Origin of the sequence: Acinetobacter sp. TUM15071 (genome assembly GCF_008980925.1) — a bacterium.
GTDB lineage: Bacteria > Pseudomonadota > Gammaproteobacteria > Pseudomonadales > Moraxellaceae > Acinetobacter > Acinetobacter dispersus.
The window spans coordinates 349,322-366,624 of sequence record NZ_BKGB01000001.1; the positions used below are offsets into that span (position 1 = coordinate 349,322).

The 17,303-nt window shown below is 34.8% G+C and carries 19 protein-coding genes and 1 pseudogene; 8 read left to right on the forward strand and 12 right to left on the reverse strand.

Going from position 1 to position 17,303, the window contains the following annotated elements; translation table 11 throughout:
* Positions 1 to 216: 216 nt before the first annotated feature.
* Positions 217 to 750: a TetR/AcrR family transcriptional regulator gene (locus GBI66_RS01550; RefSeq protein WP_151714922.1), complete on the reverse strand. Its 534-nt coding sequence runs from the start codon at positions 748 to 750 to the stop codon at positions 217 to 219.
* A gap of 146 nt (positions 751 to 896) precedes the next feature.
* On the opposite strand from GBI66_RS01550, the gene GBI66_RS01555 reads away from it, so the two are divergent.
* Genes GBI66_RS01555 through GBI66_RS01565 form a run of 3 tightly spaced genes read left to right on the forward strand, consistent with a single transcriptional unit; the run spans position 897 to position 3,271 of the window.
* Positions 897 to 1,463 carry a hypothetical protein gene (locus GBI66_RS01555; RefSeq protein WP_151714923.1) on the forward strand — a complete coding sequence of 189 codons (567 nt, stop codon included), beginning with the start codon at positions 897 to 899 and terminating at the stop codon, positions 1,461 to 1,463.
* A 20-nt stretch (positions 1,464 to 1,483) separates the two neighbouring features.
* Positions 1,484 to 2,278: an SDR family oxidoreductase gene (locus GBI66_RS01560; protein WP_151714924.1), complete on the forward strand. Its 795-nt coding sequence runs from the start codon at positions 1,484 to 1,486 to the stop codon at positions 2,276 to 2,278.
* Between the two features lie 57 nt (positions 2,279 to 2,335).
* Complete coding sequence (locus GBI66_RS01565) at positions 2,336 to 3,271, forward strand: alpha/beta hydrolase (protein WP_151714925.1); 936 nt, start codon at positions 2,336 to 2,338, stop codon at positions 3,269 to 3,271.
* Between the two features lie 163 nt (positions 3,272 to 3,434).
* On the opposite strand, the gene GBI66_RS01570 is transcribed toward GBI66_RS01565, so the two are convergent.
* From GBI66_RS01570 to GBI66_RS01580, 3 genes are all read right to left on the reverse strand, one after another.
* Positions 3,435 to 4,532, reverse strand: coding sequence for a DUF6670 family protein (locus GBI66_RS01570; RefSeq protein WP_151714926.1), 1,098 nt, complete (start codon positions 4,530 to 4,532; stop codon positions 3,435 to 3,437).
* Positions 4,533 to 4,707: 175 nt separating this feature from the next.
* Positions 4,708 to 5,157 carry a limonene-1,2-epoxide hydrolase family protein gene (locus tag GBI66_RS01575; RefSeq protein WP_151714927.1) on the reverse strand — a complete coding sequence of 150 codons (450 nt, stop codon included), beginning with the start codon at positions 5,155 to 5,157 and terminating at the stop codon, positions 4,708 to 4,710.
* 19 nt (positions 5,158 to 5,176) lie between these two features.
* Positions 5,177 to 6,031, reverse strand: a complete 855-nt coding sequence (locus GBI66_RS01580; RefSeq protein ID WP_151714928.1) for a metal-dependent hydrolase — start codon at positions 6,029 to 6,031, stop codon at positions 5,177 to 5,179.
* A gap of 195 nt (positions 6,032 to 6,226) precedes the next feature.
* On the opposite strand from GBI66_RS01580, the gene GBI66_RS01585 reads away from it, so the two are divergent.
* The 4 genes from GBI66_RS01585 (at position 6,227) to GBI66_RS01600 (ending at position 12,064) form a co-directional block, all read left to right on the forward strand.
* On the forward strand, positions 6,227 to 6,895 hold the full coding sequence (locus tag GBI66_RS01585) for a TetR/AcrR family transcriptional regulator (RefSeq protein WP_151714929.1): 669 nt from the start codon (positions 6,227 to 6,229) through the stop codon (positions 6,893 to 6,895).
* Between the two features lie 239 nt (positions 6,896 to 7,134).
* Positions 7,135 to 8,280: a DUF1624 domain-containing protein gene (locus GBI66_RS01590; RefSeq protein WP_151715005.1), complete on the forward strand. Its 1,146-nt coding sequence runs from the start codon at positions 7,135 to 7,137 to the stop codon at positions 8,278 to 8,280.
* A gap of 153 nt (positions 8,281 to 8,433) precedes the next feature.
* Positions 8,434 to 10,524, forward strand: a complete 2,091-nt coding sequence (locus GBI66_RS01595) for a TonB-dependent siderophore receptor (protein ID WP_151714930.1) — start codon at positions 8,434 to 8,436, stop codon at positions 10,522 to 10,524.
* Between the two features lie 199 nt (positions 10,525 to 10,723).
* The gene (locus GBI66_RS01600) at positions 10,724 to 12,064 is read left to right on the forward strand and encodes a PepSY domain-containing protein (protein WP_151714931.1); all 1,341 of its coding nucleotides are present in this window, start codon (positions 10,724 to 10,726) and stop codon (positions 12,062 to 12,064) included.
* A 132-nt stretch (positions 12,065 to 12,196) separates the two neighbouring features.
* Here the strand turns inward: GBI66_RS01600 and GBI66_RS01605 are convergent, their stop codons facing one another.
* From GBI66_RS01605 to GBI66_RS01625, 6 genes and pseudogenes are all read right to left on the reverse strand, one after another.
* A complete protein-coding gene (locus GBI66_RS01605; RefSeq protein WP_373885776.1) occupies positions 12,197 to 12,736 on the reverse strand; it encodes a lipocalin family protein in 540 nt (179 codons plus the stop codon).
* Between the two features lie 205 nt (positions 12,737 to 12,941).
* Positions 12,942 to 13,224, reverse strand: a pseudogene (locus GBI66_RS01610) (hypothetical protein); the annotation flags it as partial.
* Between the two features lie 32 nt (positions 13,225 to 13,256).
* Positions 13,257 to 13,733, reverse strand: a complete 477-nt coding sequence (locus GBI66_RS01615; protein WP_151714933.1) for a hypothetical protein — start codon at positions 13,731 to 13,733, stop codon at positions 13,257 to 13,259.
* A gap of 141 nt (positions 13,734 to 13,874) precedes the next feature.
* Positions 13,875 to 14,036 (reverse strand): hypothetical protein, encoded by a 162-nt coding sequence (locus GBI66_RS19400; RefSeq protein WP_004771043.1) that lies wholly within the window; start codon positions 14,034 to 14,036, stop codon positions 13,875 to 13,877.
* 171 nt (positions 14,037 to 14,207) lie between these two features.
* Entirely contained in the window at positions 14,208 to 14,672 is a 465-nt protein-coding gene (locus tag GBI66_RS01620) for a hypothetical protein (protein ID WP_151714934.1), read from the reverse strand.
* 151 nt (positions 14,673 to 14,823) lie between these two features.
* Positions 14,824 to 15,144 carry a GrlR family regulatory protein gene (locus GBI66_RS01625; protein WP_151714935.1) on the reverse strand — a complete coding sequence of 107 codons (321 nt, stop codon included), beginning with the start codon at positions 15,142 to 15,144 and terminating at the stop codon, positions 14,824 to 14,826.
* A gap of 178 nt (positions 15,145 to 15,322) precedes the next feature.
* On the opposite strand from GBI66_RS01625, the gene GBI66_RS01630 reads away from it, so the two are divergent.
* A complete protein-coding gene (locus GBI66_RS01630) occupies positions 15,323 to 15,967 on the forward strand; it encodes an SOS response-associated peptidase (RefSeq protein ID WP_151714936.1) in 645 nt (214 codons plus the stop codon).
* 49 nt (positions 15,968 to 16,016) lie between these two features.
* On the opposite strand, the gene GBI66_RS01635 is transcribed toward GBI66_RS01630, so the two are convergent.
* Both GBI66_RS01635 and GBI66_RS01640 read right to left on the reverse strand, forming a co-directional pair.
* Complete coding sequence (locus tag GBI66_RS01635; RefSeq protein ID WP_151714937.1) at positions 16,017 to 16,373, reverse strand: hypothetical protein; 357 nt, start codon at positions 16,371 to 16,373, stop codon at positions 16,017 to 16,019.
* A gap of 161 nt (positions 16,374 to 16,534) precedes the next feature.
* Positions 16,535 to 16,945, reverse strand: a complete 411-nt coding sequence (locus GBI66_RS01640) for a hypothetical protein (RefSeq protein ID WP_151714938.1) — start codon at positions 16,943 to 16,945, stop codon at positions 16,535 to 16,537.
* Positions 16,946 to 17,303: the final 358 nt, after the last annotated feature.

Genomic DNA, 17,303 nt, shown 5'->3' on the forward strand with positions numbered 1-17,303 from the left:
TAATCTCTTCAATCATTGAGCTTTAAGCTTTAATAAGGACTTTAATTATTGCCAATTAAGTTGCTTTACATGGAGTAATGGCAAAAACAACTATATTTAGCATTGGACAAATTTTGACCAAATTGCCAATAAAATTAGACTGGCTGCTAAATTTCTACCGACACCAGCCCATGTTCTGATGGGCTTTTTTAATAATCTAACATGATATTCAAAAGTCTATAATTTGAATAGTTCGCTACAAATCGCATGCTTTTCATCATCAGTAAGTTCATGCGCCAACAATCCTTCTACTGTAAAAATCGCAATTTTTACCTTAGCTTCAATTCTTCCCTCTTCTACACCAGATTGTATCAACTCTTGGCGTAATAGATTTTCAACAAGAATATGAAAGCGTTCATGCCAAATATAGATTTCAGGAGACAAATGTAATCGGGCATGCACTGTAGTCACGAGTTGTTTTACCAATTTAAATTGATCAATTACCCACAATATGCGCTCAATGATATTTTTTGTTTGAAGTTCAATATATGTAAAAAATCGATCAATCAGTTCAGTATTTAGAATATTAACTAATAATTCATCTTTATCTTTAAAATACCAATAAATTGTGTTGGGTGCGACTCCTGCAATATTCGCAATGCGGCTCATAGAAGTTGCTTCATACCCTTCATTTAAGAATAAAGTACGTGCAGCACTCATAATTTCTTTTTGTTTCTCTTCACGGTCTTGTAGACGTTTATTACGAGCCATCAATATCTCCTATTTCTCAGCATAAACATGAATAGCTCAGAAAACCATTTGTCGGTTTTATTTTACACCTTCTTGAATATCATTCAAGAAATGATTAAATTCAAACTAATCTTGAATGACATTCAAGAAAATAAAAAGGAAGGAATATGCAGAAAAAATTTACAGAAGAAGACTTACTAAAACTTTCGGTACAGGAACTTCTTGATTTGTTTCGTACACTTCGTGCTCCAACTATGGAAGAAATGAATGGTGAATATGCTGCATATCTGTTAGCTCAACCGACTTGGCTGGCAGATAAAATAGGTCATATCACTTTAAACAATTTTTTCCGACGGTGGCTGAGTAAAGCCTTTAGACCTTTAAATGCCACAACTGGTCAAGGCTACAACACTTTCCAACAAGGGCATCGCATTATTCAGTGCTACCCAATGATGACCATGATCGCCACCTCTCGCTTCGACAACCGACCTGCCTACCAACTTATTTATCGTCATTTTCACTCGGTTTGCGGCAGCATCAATATGGTCGATGAGATTAGAAGAGTTTCACCCAACTTATATCTCGGTATTGGTACTTATGGCTTTACCCATAATCAACGCCATATTCCTTATCCGTTTTTATTAACAGGTCCTCATACACCTTATAGAGGCGATATTGGTCGTAAACGGAATGGTTTTCAGATCAGTTCACGAGAAATTCCAAGACTATTTTAGATTTCATATAGGTAAATAGAATGACGATGAAAATTCATACTGCACTTATTACAGGTGCTTCTGCTGGGATTGGTAAAGCATTTGCACACCATTTAGCTAAAGAAAAATATTCTTTGTTATTAGTCGCACGCCGTGAAGAGCGATTAAAAGAATTAGCTGCTGAATTAGTTGAAAAATATAGTATCAATTGCCATATTTTTGCTGCTGATTTGAATGATCCATCCGCACCAGCTGAAATTATGTCTTATGCAGAAAGTTTAGGAATCACGATAGATATTCTAATTAATAATGCAGGTCTATCGGGTAAAACCGCATTTGCTGAAACCCCTTGGTCAAAACTAGCAGCAGAAATCCAATTGATGATCACGAGCGTAACAGAGCTTTGCCACCGAGTATTACCTCAAATGCAGAAAAATGGTTGGGGACGTATTATTAACCTTTCCTCACTCGCAGCATTTTCACCTCCTGGTGCAAGTCTTCTCTACACGGGAATCAAACATTATGTCTTAGATATTTCTCAATCACTGGATATGGAGTTAAAACCTCAAGGGATTCATGTCACGGCGCTTTGCCCTGGATTCACATATAGTGAATTTCACGATGTAATGGGGACTCGTGATGCAGCAAATAGCCTCCCTTCAGTCCTTTGGCAAGAACCTGAAGAAGTTGTCAAAGAAGGCTGGGATGCCGTTATGAACGGTAAGCCTGTGTGCGTACCAGGTTTAGTGAATAAAGTGATTGCGAGTAGTGTTCGTCCTTTACCAATTTCACTCCAATATTTTCTTGGTAATCACATGAACCCTTTTAAACAATAAAAGTGAATTAACTCAATTTGTTACCGTTTTAACAGTAAAGAAATAAGTGAGAAAATTATGTCAAATCGTATTTATCCAGACATATCAAAAATAGAAAACTCTGCTCAAAAATCTACATTCTTGATGGATGGTATAACATGTGCTGCGACACTCCACACCCCACTGGAAACAGATCAAAAGCAATATCCCGCAATTCTAATGCTTGGCGGATGGGGAAGCATTCAACAAGCCCTAACTCTACCTTACATTAATCAATTTATTAAAGCTGGATTTGCTGTAATGGAATTTGACTATCCTGGTTGGGGTTTAAGCGGTGGTTGGCCACGTCAGGATATTAATCCATGGACACGAGTAAAGACTGCTAATGCTGCTTTGGCACACCTAAAAAATCAAACTCAAGTAGACGCACACGCCATTTATTTATGGGGCACTTCATTTGGTGGTGGGCATGTTGTTGACCTTGCTGCACAGCATCCTGATTTACAAGGTGCCATTATCCAAGTCCCGATGTTAGATGGTTTGGCAACAGTTCAGGCTGTTCCATTCACCAAATTAGTAAAATTTATCAGTCTAGGCTTTGTAGATTTGATGAAACCGGGCTCACCAATACATATACCAACTTTGTCAGAGGCGGGAGAATTTGGCTCAATGGATAGAGATAAAGCTTGGGAAGCACTTCAAACGGCATTAAATGCTCACAATGGTAAGAAATATGATAATCGTGTAACTGCACGTTCTTTATTAACAGTAAGCTTTTATCGACCGTGGAAAAAATTAAAAGATATAAAAATTCCGATGTTAATCATTGGTGCAACGCGTGACACGGTAGCTCCATTCGTAGCTGAAAAAATAAAAAATGCGGGTAATCCATTACTTCAGGTAATCGAAATGGACGCTGATCATTTTGATCCATACTTCGAACCTTATTTTCCCAAAACTATTGGATATCAGTTAAAATTTTTAAAGCAATTAGAGACCATACAAACATCCTAAGGTCTTGAGGAATGATAGTGGGTCTATTTTTACATTTATTTTAAAAAATAGCCCACACGTGGTCTTCAAAAATTTTTTAAAGTATTGATATCATTCAATTCACAATCTAAACCGACTACTGCGACCATTTTTAATATCTCATCTTGAGCAAAAGCAAAATTGATTATCGTCTATCAATATATTCTAAATACCCCCTACCACTAACTTTTTGGTCACAAAACTCGCCTTGCCACTGATAAGCAGAAACAAATCCAGCTGCTAAACCATAACAATATTCGGTATCAACATTTGCGTTAATATCTAAAATTTTCTTATCGTTATGATATGCACTCCATGCAAAACTTTTTGGAACATCCATCAAGAAACCATCAGGCGTAATTTCAGGCTTATGCTTTAATTCCATTACCTCAAAATGAGCTTCGCCATTATATTGTATTGATGTACCATCAACATGACGGTAATAAACAGATGTTATGATAGGCTGATCTTGATAGCAAACAAAAACTAATAAAAGCTGTTGTTTTTCATCAATATTAATTACTTGGTAACTAAAAATCTTTACTGGTAGCTGAATGTTATCAACTAACCAAGTATTCCTTAATAAGGATGTAGAAACTGCTTTCCATGACTCTAACGTACATATTCCGTCAACATTTTTTTTAATACCTTGTTGTGTTATACATCCCTTATAACGCATAAGCGTACTGAAATGCTTATAAAGTTCACTATGTGCAAACCAAGTAATTGCTCGAGTTGGTTCAAGTATTAATTCAACTTTTAAATCATCACGATCTGTTTCTAATAAATAATTGTTCCCATGCTGAGTCAAAGATGTGTGATTTTTAAATTGAACTGAAAAGGGTTTTCTTTGAAACGTTAAATCACGTTTAATCGAATACGTTTGATAAGCATCATCTGAAGTAGATAAAGCGGTTCCATGTACCAATGATGCCGTATCCCCTTTTCCATCCAGAGATATTTTGTATTCTGAATCCGTTATAGCAAAACCAATATAACCGATTACGGATGCCCACGATAAATACCTTAATGGTTCAGGCAAGTCAGGTACCATAATTCCATAATGCGTACTACCAAAACGTTTGTAATATACATGCGGACTAAGTTCAAATTCCCTTGGTAATAAATCCTGTTTTTCAGGTTTTACAACTCCGATTAAAGCCCCTGCCGTTTGAGCAATCTTTTGATTAATCTTATCTTTGATTTTTCCTGATGACATTTTACTTGATACGAGAACTTTCATCGAACAACTCAACTCTTTTATTTTTAAAGTTCTATTTTAGAACTTATTAAATAAGATTAAATATCATTTCGGGACTTTGTTCGCAAAAACACTATCAGCCAAATACACTACTTATTTTTAAACTTGAAGATACACAATTCACCAAAGTCGAAAATTTCAAAAATATCTTAGAAATCTATATCTTGGGACGAAACCCCTTTATTCCTATCCCAAAAACTCCTCTGAGCAACCCCTTACTAAGATTTAACCAATCAAAATAATCACGCCATAAAATTATTTTTCCATTCTCCACTTTAAATGTGCCACATACCCAAAATCCAATATGCAATGGTCCAATTTCTACAATATCTGTACGCTCGGTGAGTACAATATTTCCTTTTGCTACGATTTGATGATTTTTAACTTGTAACTTTCTTGAGCTACTGAGCGCAAGTTTGATTAAACCAGCAACCCGTTTTCCACCTCTAAAAGTCGGTAAAGAAACATTTGTATAAAGCACATCTGAATGAAGGAGTTCACTAATCACATTATGATCTTGTTCAACCAAAGCAGTCAGAAATCGTTCTACCACTTCTTCTGATTGTGCTTGAATATAAGTTGCATCAATATTTGATGTGGTTTTCATTTATGTATTTCCCTAAGATTTAAATTTTTAGATCCAAACGTTGCTGCCAGAGTTTTTCTAAAGCCTTGGTATCATGATCAAAAGGATGAAAATCAGGTCGATAATAATCTAAAAAATCTTTAACGGTTTGTAAGGTTAATAATCCTCGATGACCGACTCCTTCTTTGAGGAACTGCGCTATACCTTGCAGAGAAAGCATTCGATCTGCTTTAAGCAATCGTCGTGTGTTATTTGCAATTAAGAAAGTTAAAATACTGCCTGCAAAGGTCATATAAAAAATACGTGATACATATCCCCCACCTGAGGCGACATAAGCATCAAAGAATACTGCTTTATGTTCATTTTCTTCAACTGCATGCCAAAGCCATAGTTCAGCAACTGGACCAACTAAACGATTATTCCAATGATCATTGCGTAAAAGTTCAGCCCCTAAGGTTGCGGTAATATGTTCAATCGCACACCCAATTGACATGATATGCATACTCGGCAATATTTTTTGCATTATGGCGTACAAGGCTTTAACTTCATTCTGTAATTTATCGATATTAATCTGCTGTTCATCAGCATAACGATTAAATGCCAAATGCTCTTTAGCATGCATGGCTTCTTGTCCGATAAAAGCACTGATTTCTGCTTGAAGTAGAGGATCATCAATTTTGTCCCGAATATTTCTCAAAGCTTCTATTAGCATCAATTCCCCCTGAGGAAAAATAGCGGACATTGCATTCATCAAATGGGTGAAATAAGCATTATTATCAAACCAATAACGCTTTGAACTGGTGAAATCAAAACTTAAGCGTCTGACAGGGAAAGAAGCTTTCAAACGATGTGCTGTGGAAGATTGATTAATTTCAATAGCTTCTAAGGTAGACATATTATTTCCAATTCACAAAAGTACTTACTGGTTCTTTTGTAGATTGCTTTGCATTCTTAGTCAATCAATATTTTTCATCCAATTGAAACTTATATATTTATTTTTCAATTGAAGATTGTTTAAACAAAACAATCTTGAGCAATAAACGGGTTAATGATAGCTTTGCTAAGATTAAAAATTTGTAGAAGATTTAGTGTGGAAAAACTTTCTGGTGCTTACGATACTCAAGCTGCAGGCTTACCCAGAGGCCGTACCAGCCTGTTAACCAAAGAAACACGTGAAAAGCAACGTCGACGTTTGGTTAAAGCAGCAATTAGTGTATTCGCTGAAAAGGGGTTTGCTGCCACAACGATTGCTGACATTGTTAAAACAGCACGAGTATCTAAACAGGCATTTTATGAAATATTTGAAAATAAAGAAGATTGTTTTCTTGCCGCTGATGATTTAGGTCGAAAAGCCTTGTATGAACAAGTGCTTACAGATATCAAAGCTCAGGGAAGCAACGGCGATCAATGGATCAGGTCTTCTCTACGTGCCTATTTACAACTGTGTGTTAGTGAACAGGACTTCACTAAGGCATGGGCAATTGAATTCCCGAAAGCTGGGAGTCGATGTTTAGAGCAACGCAATTTATTTTTTTCAGAATTAGGAAAAAGACTTAAATTAATTCATAGTGCTATAAAGATCAAACAACCTGAATTGTGGGTAGCTGTTCCTGATTTATTTTATGACGCGGCGATTGGCGGAGCTTATGAAATTATTTTTCGTTATATCTGTCAAAATAAATTTGATGAACTGTTAAATATTGAAGATGATTTAGTTGATTTTATTAATTTCTCGATCGGATATAAACAAAATATATAAATATTATCAAAATTATTGATAAAATAAATTAAGTGTAAAACATGACTTGTAAAATTAAACCATTTAATTGTTTTACTTAAATTTAGCAGCATTGATGATGTGCTGTAGTTAAAATTTTTAATAGATATTTTTCAGCTAAATAATTAGCAAACTGGATATGTATTTTATTATAAGTATACACGACCTAAACCATTAATTGATATATTATAACATATCAATTAATGTCATTTACTAAATATATGTCTACATTTTCTCAACGCTTACAGGCAATTGATGCTCTTCGGGGATTGGTTATCTTAATCATGATGGTCGATCATGTAAGAGAAACCTTTTACCTTCACCATCAAGTTCCTGATCCAATGCTTGTCCCTGGCACTGAAGAATCTCTTTTCTTAAGTCGAATATTGGCTCACTTATGTGCGCCTGTTTTTGTGCTTTTAACTGGACTATCGGCTTATCTTTATCAAGCGAAGAATAATCTGGCCATGACACGAGAGTTTCTTCTAAAACGCGGATTATTCTTAATTTTCCTCGAGCTAATTGTCATTAACTTTGCTTGGACTGGAACCTTCCCACCTGACGTTGTTTATTTACAAGTCATATGGGCAATTGGTATTAGCATGGTCGCTCTCGCAGCTCTCATTGGGTTACCTAGAAAATTGCTTTGGTCCATTAGCTTGCTGATAATTTTTGGCCATAACTTACTAGATCATCTTTCATTTGAAAATGTTCCAATTCTGCATAACTTGTGGTTAATCCTCCATGAAAGAGGCTGGATTATAATTGGAGATACTATTCGTTTTAGGACTTCTTACCCTGTTTTGCCTTGGATAGGGATCATTACTTTAGGATATTGCATTGGTACAACAGTATTTAATCAATCCAAAACAATGCGACAGAAGAATCAGTTCTTACTTAGCTTGGGTCTAGCGAGTATCGGAACCTTTATTCTTTTACGGTATTTAAATTTTTATGGCGATCAAGCTTGGCTTGTAATGCCTTCATTTACTGAAACTGCAATGAGTTTTATGAATCTTACTAAATACCCACCTTCACTTCTATTCACGCTTTTCAATGTAGGTGTTGGACTGATTCTATTAGTTTTGTTACAAAAAGTTGAAAGTAAGTATTGGGTTAAGCCTTTAATTGTATTTGGTTCTGTCCCGATGTTTTTTTATATCGTCCACTTATATGTTTTAAAAGTTTTATACCTTATTGCTGTCAATATTTTTGGTAAAAATTACGGCGAATATTACGGTGTAGAAGGCGTTTCGACGCTTTGGGCGATTGCTATAGTACTCAGTGTATTACTCTATCCACTTATTGTTAAATTTTCTGAATTTAAACATAGAAACAAGCATATCACCTTACTTAAGTATTTTTAATTGAAAGTGAATTTTCGCTCTTTTAAAAATATGTGATTGGGAGTGCTTAGAATAAGTAAGCACCTCCAATCTTCTGAAATATTTAAGAAATAAAATGCAAAATAAAATTTATTGTAATAATATAACATTACACTTGATTGATATTTACTCCCTATGTTTTCCAAATTTTATCTAATTTCTTCATGTTCATTACTCTCAAACTTAGTCTGGGCACAAACATCTGATCCAACGAGTTCCCTTCCCACAATTGTCATACAAGCACAAAAAACAGATCAAAATGTCTTAACAACATCTGCATCAACTAAATTTACCCATGATGTACTTGATACCCCTTCCAGTCGTAGCTTTCTTTCTCAGGAAGTTTTAAAACAGCAGGATGTACAACGTATAGATGATGCCTTAAATCAAGTGAGCGGCGTATTCAGTCAAACGAATTATGGTGGCGGCTTCTGGGATAATTTCTCATTCCGTGGATTTAGTACTGACCCGAATATCGGGCCGCAAATTATTCGTAATGGATTAAGTGTAAATCGCGGTCTCAGTGCGTCTCGGGATATGGTCAATATTGAATCTTTAGAGTTTCTAAAAGGGCCAATGGCTGCGCTATATGGACGTGGAGAAACAGGTGGTTTACTCAATATCAATACTAAAAAGCCTGCATGGGAATCATCTACTGAAATCAATTTACGAGCGAATAGTCTAGAAAAATATCGTGCTAGCTTTGAGCATACCGCCCCTATTAACGACCAATTAGCATATCGTTTTGCTATTGCACATGAAGATAATCAGAGTTTTCGGGACTATGTGAGTAATTCACGCTGGTTTTTTTCTCCGCAATTAAGCTGGAAGTTATCCGATCGAACTCAATTGGACTTAGACACAGAATTCACTCGCGTAGAAGGATTATTTGATCGTGGTATTAGTGCTTATCAGAAACAAATTGTGATGAATCCAAAAACCTATACAGGTGAACCAAGTGATGGAGATCATTTACAAACTGATAATTTTTATCAAATTCGACTCACGCATGAGTTAAATGACGATTGGAAAGTCAAAAGTGCTATAAGTGTGAAAGATAGTTTGTTAAAAGGTTTTTCAAGTGAACCTCGTCGTATACAAAGCGATGGTCGTACTTTAGAGCGGCAGCGACGTTATCGGGATAATAAAAGTGATGATGTGTTATTCCAAACAGAAATGTTAGGCACGATCCAGCAAGACTGGGCAAAACATGAAATATTGTTGAGTGCTGAAACAGGACAAATGAAATATCGCCAATTGCAACTACGCCGTAATCACAGTTCAGATAGACCCAACATCATTGATATTTACCAACCTACCTATGGAAAATATTTACCAGACCTTCCCCTATTTATTGACACTGAGGATCGACAAAAATACTTCGCCTTCAATGTCCAAGATCAGATATTTTTAAATGATCAATGGAGTGTTTTACTTGGTCTACGCTTTGATCATGTCACACAAGAATTTGTGAATAAGATTGCCACGACCTCAAATCAAAAAGACTTACAACAAACTAGTCCACGTTTTGGTTTGAACTATCGTTTGAGTGATGCATGGTCAGTCTATGCCAATTATGGCCAATCATTTGCAATTAATAGTGGAATGGATCGCAATAATCAAACCTTCGACCCAGAAAAAGGTCAAAGTTATGAGATCGGCAGTAAATACCAACTTAACCCACAAAGTCTGATCAGTGTTGCATTATTCAAAATGGATAAGAAAAATGTGCTCACAACAGACCCAATAGATAACAACTTCCAGATAACCGCGGGAGAAGTCTCTAGCCAAGGGATAGAGCTAGATGTCGAAACACAACTGAATGACCAGTTATCACTCCGCGCCAACTATAGTTACACAGATGCTCAAATTGAGAAGGATCAAACGCTTGCTAAAGGTTCCCGCTTAAGCAACGTTCCTAAACATAGTGGTTCAATCAGTACAAACTATGAATGGACGTTATCAAACAACTCAAATGTAGGCATTGGGGCAACAGCTGTTTATGTTGGGAAACGTAGCGGTCATAGCACCGATAACGGATTCAATCTTCCTGAATATACATTAATTAATTTAAATGCTTACTATGCGCCAAGAGAGCAAATACGTTATCAGTTCAACCTGAATAATCTTTTGGACAAAACCTATTACACGGCGAGTTATAGTGAGATGTGGATACAACCAGGTGAACCATTGAATGCATCATTGGCAGTGCAATGGAAATTTTAAAATGTTTGAATGAATGCGTTAAGGCTAGCTAAGCTGATATAGCCTTAACCATTAAACTTATGAAAGTTTAAACATATTGTCAGCATCGAATATAACCGCCAACCTTATAATACGCATTAACATTACCCTATCGTGCTATATGGTCTAAACAGTTATAATTTCTTCCCCCCCAATAGCTCATAATTAACTTCTGATTGCCATGCCCCAACAACCCTCTTATTGGCAAAATCTATTCCGCTTAGTTCATATTTATGCAGGAATATTTGTTGCGCCATTTATTTTTATTGCTGCGTTTACTGGCTTACTGTATGTCAGCACTCCGCAATTAGAGCAATATCTTTATAAGGAGCAGTTGTATATACACAGTGAAAATCGCCCTCAACAACAACTGAGTCTGCAAGTTCTTGCAGCTCAGTCAAAGATGGCAGAATCAGCAAGAATTACTGAGGTACGCCCAGCACCTGCATCGGATCAAACCACTCGGGTTATTTATTCAGATCCAGAAAATAAACTGAATAACCAAGCAGTTTTTGTGAATCCGTATACATTAGAGGTTATGGGGCAATTACCTGTTTATGGTACGAGCGGTGTACTCCCCTTAAGAACGCTAATCGATCAACTCCACAGCAATTTACTTCTGGGTGACGTTGGAAGATTCTATAGTGAGCTTGCCGCAAGTTGGTTAGCAATTCTCAGTCTGTCAGGGCTTTATCATTGGTATATACGTAGAAAACATTTTAATCAGAGCAAGACTGTCCGAAAAAAAGTTTTAAAATGGCATAGCTCGATTGGAATTATTTTATTTCCACTCTTGCTGATTGTTGCGATCACAGGTTTGACATGGTCTAAATGGACTGGAGAAAATATCCGTATACTTCGCCAAGCCTTGAGTTGGCAGACCCCAGCGCTCGTCAGCTCTCTTTCGGGTACGCATTTGGTTGATAGACATGTACATCATCATACCGATACGGGCCCAATGAACCATCAGCCACTTATTAAAGCAGAAAATTTTGATCAAGTGCTACAGGTTGCTAGACAAAATGGTATTCATAGTTCTGAACTTCAAATAAAGCCACCTACAAGGATTAATACAGCATGGACCGTATCAGAAATACGTCGTCGCTGGCCTACAGAAGCAGATAGTATCGCGATTGATCTGCAAAGTAATAAAGTGATTGATCATTTAAAATTTGAAGATTTTCCACTAGCAGCCAAACTAACCCGTTGGGGAGTGGATGCGCATATTGGTATTTTATTTGGTTGGATCAATCAACTCATCTTAATGATCTATTCGCTTGCTCTTTGCAGTATGATTCTTTTGGCCTTCTGGCTATGGAGTCGTACATTTAATTTAAAGCAGACAACCTCCAATTTCGTAAATCAGAGCTTACAACTTTGGGGAAGAGGTAACATAAAACAAAGATTTTCTCTTCTTCTATCTCTGGTTATCCTTCTAATTAGTTTGCCAACCTTGGCTATAAGCATAATCGTAGCTGTTACTTTTATCATGCTTAATCAGTATCAATCCAAATTGTTATAATGCTATGTTTATGCACTAAAAAAATTGTGCCTATCCATTCTAATAGCCAATTATATCGAGCTGGAAGTCTTCAAAGAACTGATAAGATGAACCCGTATTAGTCTTTAAAATTTCAACATAACTATTTTCAATTTATTGTTTCTGCGGAGTCCGAACCAGCTTAGAAGTATCATATCCATAATCGTGTGCAGTTTGCACATACGATTGATACGTTGCTGCATCCAGATTCGGCTCTCTTGATAATATCCATAGGTACTTATGAGATGGGCCTCCTACCAATGCTACTCGGTAGTCAGAATCAACTCTTAGAACCCAGTAATCTCCTTTAGTGAACGGAATCCATCTTAATCCAGAAGGTAAGAAGCTAACTTTTAGCATACTATTCCCTTCATTTTGGGGATAAGCAATACCTTCAGAACTAATCGTTTCTCCTGTTTTTGTACGACAACTATTAATTACAGCAATAGTTTTATCATAGTTGATCGAATAATTGGCTGTAGTATCACTCACACATTTTCGCTGAAAATACATCGGAAAGTGTGCTATTTCATACCACTTACCGACATACTTATCTACCTCAACCTTATCCACAGCTTTAGGAGTATTGATTTCTGCATACGCTGCAAAAGAGCCTAAAAATCCTAAAGAAGCAATCAAACCTGAAAAAATCATTGTTCGTTTAATAAGCTGCATAAATAACGCCTTTCACATTTATAATAGTACTAAATTAATGGAAACTGACGTGAATAAATTGTGAAAATAAGATCTTTTATACATTAAATAATAAAATATAGACATTTATTACCAATTTTAATCCATGAAAAAATTCAACAATCAATTTAACTAACTATGCATTTATTAAGACTTTTTTGCCTCACTCTCTCCGTATAAAATTTTTATCAATATCCACACTATCTTTACTTTCTACCTTATACCTGGCTTTGGCATAAACTTGCCGTGCAAAATGATCTAATGCCTCCTGATAAAATCCTGCTGCCTTGCTCTCGTTATCAAAATTTTTTGGCTGAGCTAATTGCTTCTTGTAAAATGAAACCATCACGTAATGTTAAGTCCACATAGTAGATCGGCGTTCGATAACTTTGAGTCGTGCTCTTGTATCTTAAAGTCAGTTACAAAAGTAGGCATGAAAGCAGGTCACCAAATGTAAAGGTCTTTTATAAATCTGCGACATTCAATAAATCTTATATCTAAATTTTTGCATCTTGCATGGTATGTTTAGCTTAACGTACCACTTATCACCCTTTGGATTACCCATAATAATTGCTTCAACTTCAAAAGCATCATTTTTAGATAGGTTCTTTGTTTTTATAAAATTACAGAATTCTTTGGCACTATCAGCATTTAAATAACCGACTCGCATTGCATCTATGTAAACACCTACTTCACCTGTATCTTCTTGTGCAACTATGGCGTCTTTTTTAACTTTAATGAATTTTTCACTATCAATTCCAATAACAGTTTTTAATTCATTTTGATAAAGCACCACAATAACTTCATGCTCATACTCTTCATCTTTCTCATAAAAAATCTTTCCTACAATATTTAATGTGAAATTAGGGAACTCTTGGACTCTATTCCTATTACTTATCTTTTTTCCGAATAAAATATATAGGACCCAAATCACTATTATTGCAAATACCCAAATCATAATTATTTACTCTTATAAATCGCATCACTCACTATAAAAAAATAGAAAATTCACCATAGATAATTAATCACAACAAATAGAGAGCTTATTATAGCTCTCTATAAATAGGCATAAGCCTACACAATCTTAAAATAATAATGATTATTTATGCTGCTCATTACTTTCTTTAGGTTGTTTGGTGTCTGGTTGTTGTGAACCAGGCTGCTCAGGTGGATTTTTTTTTGGCTCAGACTGCTGTTGCTGCCCTGGTGATGGATTTTGCTGATTAGCCTGTTGTTTTGAATTATCTTGATTCTGAGACATTAGTGTCTCTCCTATCTAATGATGTGTAGATAATTATCTAGCACTCAACCACCATAGACCTTTAATCGAATTATAGATATAGCTTAAATGCACTTACTTGTAAGTAAAAATATATAATCACTCTAACATTTTAATAAATATAAGCATTCTCAGGTATAAAAATTATTAAATTTAAATGGAATTATTATATCTTTTATAATTATCATAAAATTCTCTAGAATTAAACCCAGAAAGTATCTCAGCTTTACTTCCACCCTCCCATTCTTTAGAAATTTTACTTAAATATTTCAAATAAATATATTCAGAAGGAATATTTAATTTAATAGCAGGCGGAGCTTTCCTCCCTCCTGTAGTTATTTTTTCAATAAATCCAGCTAGCCAAAGAATAAATTCATACTTATTCTCACAATTTGGTATCAGACTGATATCAAGACTTAAAAATTTAATCTCAGTTTCATTCTTAAACCCTTGTCTAAAATAAATATGATTAAATTTTAGCTGAATATTTGTTCCAACTATCTCTTTCTTTAACTCTCTTATTAGCAAGTTCAACCAATTATTTGATTTAGATGACAATTTTTTTCTACTATATAAGGAACTGTATAGCTTTTCCGCTACTTCTAGATAACTTTCCATTTTTTACTCTACTTTATGTTTCGTAGACAACAAAATAACATGTTATACATTTAATTGATTTATATTTATTATTAAAAGTCATTTGCAAACTATACACCAGAGATTTTAAATGGGTCTTTTAAAATATAAATTTCAACAAACTAAAAAATATTCATTCAACTTTTCCAATCAATTTTGCTTGTACAAGCAAAGGAACTGATTGTAAATTTTCTACATTTCCATGCAAAATATAACCTTGATTATTCTCTTGAAAACTTAGATTAAGTTTTAACGATCCGAAATCCCCAAAAAGAGAATGAACATTTACATTGTGCTTATTTAGACTCAAAACCAATCTGTTTTCTTCAATTATTCCATTATATGAATAGGTTATATCTCCTCCATTAACCACACTATCATCAACTACAAGAATCCCACTCCCAAAGTCTTTATCTTGACTTTTAAATGTAAGCAAATAAATTCCGTCTTTCATAATTATCTCAATAATAGACAACTGAACATACAGTTACCTCTACATTAGCCCGATCTCTAAGAAATGTATTCATTTTGAGTACATTAAATGTAATATCATATATTTAAATATTATTTTTATCTCCACAAAAAACCCTGCTATATTAAATATTACTCACTTGATATAAGTGGTGATTCAAATGTGTTCTAATTACGAACCAATTTCAAAAAATCGTGCTCATCTCCTCGATCTTTATGAACCTACTTTCGATTATAATTCAGACATTTACCCAAGTTATAATGCCCCAATTTTGATTTCTACTAACGAAAATATTGAATGGCACTCTGCCCGTTTCGGTCTGATACCCTTTTGGACTGAGGATTTGGAAAGGGTTCAAAATACATTTAATGCTCAATGTGAAACCATTGCTACTAAACGCAGCTTTAAGAATGCTTGGAAGAATAACCAATTCTGTCTAATACCAGTTGAAACTATCTTTGAACCTAAATATATAGACGGCAAAGCTATATGGTATGGAATTTATCGACAAGACAGCATGCCATTTACATTGGCTGGACTCTATGAGCAATCAAGTATTAACGGTAAGTCAATCATCTCTATGACGATGATTACAATCAATGCTGATTCACACCCTTTCATGCAACATTTTCATGCACCTGAAGATGAAAAGAGATCTGTTGTTGTTATTCCACGAGATAGGCGAAATAACTGGCTAAGATGTGACAATGAGGAAGCAACTCAATTTTTGCATGAATTCTCCCCAGATGATTACACTGCAGCACCAAAATTCGATATGCATAAATTTCGGCCAAACACACATTAAAATATGAGAAATTTCAGTTAAATAAAAAAGCCCCCCGAGGGCTTTTTATTTAAAAAGATTTAATCTCAGCTAAATACGAAAATCCTAACTTTGATCTATAAACTTTTACTTTCATTCCTTTATGGAGTTTTCGCTCCACCACTTTCATTTGTTTAGTATCTTCATTTTTTTCCTCTTGAGTAGGAATAAATATATTTAAATATTTTTCACTATTAGTAATTTTTAATTTCAACCCAAAATTTGCTGTCAGTCTTGCATCATCGCAATTTGAGAAATATCCATTTGATTCAATTTCAACTACTCCACCACCAAATTCTGACATATAAGATGGCTGGACTTCTGAATCCAGAGTAATTCTAATTTCAGTTCTAGTTTCAATATCCTTGTCTAATTCTTGCAACCACATTGTGAAACTCATAGGCTCACCAGTTTAAGTTGTTTTTTTCAATTCACTTGAACAACTAGACTAACATACTACAACCCAAGATGCCTTAACTTCACCTTTTACAGATTCATTTCTCATACATCTACAATGCTGTAATTCTTGAATATTTGATGACTAGAACTTTAAATTTTTTTATCAAAATAATGTCGCTGATAAGCATCAATCAGCTCACGCTGAATATAAAATTGGACAGCAATCATCCTTGGATCATTTCTGCATGTACTTAAATTTTCTCCTGCACTTTTATCAGCTTTTTCAAATTTTCTAATTAAAATTAAATCCTTAGGCTTAGCATTGTAAGCATTAATTGCTTTAGTTAAATCTACATGGGATAAGTACTTAAAGTCACCTAGCATATTTTCTACAATAATTAACTCGCATCCAGCAATTGTTAAAGAAACACCTTCAAGAGATTGAGGCTCTTTGTGCATTTCTCCATAAGTTAGAATACTTAAAAATAAAATTTCAGGGGATTCGTTGTATTTCTCTTCGTAATCAATTTGAGCATCATAAATCCTATTTATAATTTTCATGGATTATGTCTTTTTTAGTATAGAAAATCATATTAAAAAACATCACCCTGATTCCTAATAATCAACATCAACTTAGTCTTTTCAAGCATTTGATAAAACCATTCAACTGACTGTGATCGATTCATCTTTTGGAACTGATCATATTCAATATGGTGGTTCCTACATAGAGGAATTATAAAGGAATCACTTGCCTTGGCACTTGATTCCTTTAAAAGATCAACTTGATTATTTTGTGCTACTTCTACGGGCGAATTACCGCAAATCACACAAGGCAGTCTCTTTATTTCGCTTAAAAACTTTTGTGAGCACATTTAGATAACCTCACCTTTATAACTCATACAGAGTATTAAAATTTTGG

What these genes read in the sequence shown, in the direction of transcription:
- GBI66_RS01550 (WP_151714922.1), bottom strand. Translation starts at nt 750, where the DNA reads ATGGCTCGTAATAAACGTCTACAAGACCGTGAAGAGAAACAAAAAGAA.
- GBI66_RS01555 (WP_151714923.1), top strand. Translation starts at nt 897, where the DNA reads ATGCAGAAAAAATTTACAGAAGAAGACTTACTAAAACTTTCGGTACAG.
- GBI66_RS01560 (WP_151714924.1), top strand. Translation starts at nt 1,484, where the DNA reads ATGACGATGAAAATTCATACTGCACTTATTACAGGTGCTTCTGCTGGG.
- GBI66_RS01565 (WP_151714925.1), top strand. Translation starts at nt 2,336, where the DNA reads ATGTCAAATCGTATTTATCCAGACATATCAAAAATAGAAAACTCTGCT.
- GBI66_RS01570 (WP_151714926.1), bottom strand. Translation starts at nt 4,532, where the DNA reads ATGAAAGTTCTCGTATCAAGTAAAATGTCATCAGGAAAAATCAAAGAT.
- GBI66_RS01575 (WP_151714927.1), bottom strand. Translation starts at nt 5,157, where the DNA reads ATGAAAACCACATCAAATATTGATGCAACTTATATTCAAGCACAATCA.
- GBI66_RS01580 (WP_151714928.1), bottom strand. Translation starts at nt 6,031, where the DNA reads ATGTCTACCTTAGAAGCTATTGAAATTAATCAATCTTCCACAGCACAT.
- GBI66_RS01590 (WP_151715005.1), top strand. Translation starts at nt 7,135, where the DNA reads ATGTCTACATTTTCTCAACGCTTACAGGCAATTGATGCTCTTCGGGGA.
- GBI66_RS01595 (WP_151714930.1), top strand. Translation starts at nt 8,434, where the DNA reads ATGTTTTCCAAATTTTATCTAATTTCTTCATGTTCATTACTCTCAAAC.
- GBI66_RS01600 (WP_151714931.1), top strand. Translation starts at nt 10,724, where the DNA reads ATGCCCCAACAACCCTCTTATTGGCAAAATCTATTCCGCTTAGTTCAT.
- GBI66_RS01605 (WP_373885776.1), bottom strand. Translation starts at nt 12,736, where the DNA reads ATGATTTTTTCAGGTTTGATTGCTTCTTTAGGATTTTTAGGCTCTTTT.
- GBI66_RS01615 (WP_151714933.1), bottom strand. Translation starts at nt 13,733, where the DNA reads ATGATTTGGGTATTTGCAATAATAGTGATTTGGGTCCTATATATTTTA.
- GBI66_RS19400 (WP_004771043.1), bottom strand. Translation starts at nt 14,036, where the DNA reads ATGTCTCAGAATCAAGATAATTCAAAACAACAGGCTAATCAGCAAAAT.
- GBI66_RS01620 (WP_151714934.1), bottom strand. Translation starts at nt 14,672, where the DNA reads ATGGAAAGTTATCTAGAAGTAGCGGAAAAGCTATACAGTTCCTTATAT.
- GBI66_RS01625 (WP_151714935.1), bottom strand. Translation starts at nt 15,144, where the DNA reads ATGAAAGACGGAATTTATTTGCTTACATTTAAAAGTCAAGATAAAGAC.
- GBI66_RS01630 (WP_151714936.1), top strand. Translation starts at nt 15,323, where the DNA reads ATGTGTTCTAATTACGAACCAATTTCAAAAAATCGTGCTCATCTCCTC.
- GBI66_RS01635 (WP_151714937.1), bottom strand. Translation starts at nt 16,373, where the DNA reads ATGTGGTTGCAAGAATTAGACAAGGATATTGAAACTAGAACTGAAATT.
- GBI66_RS01640 (WP_151714938.1), bottom strand. Translation starts at nt 16,945, where the DNA reads ATGAAAATTATAAATAGGATTTATGATGCTCAAATTGATTACGAAGAG.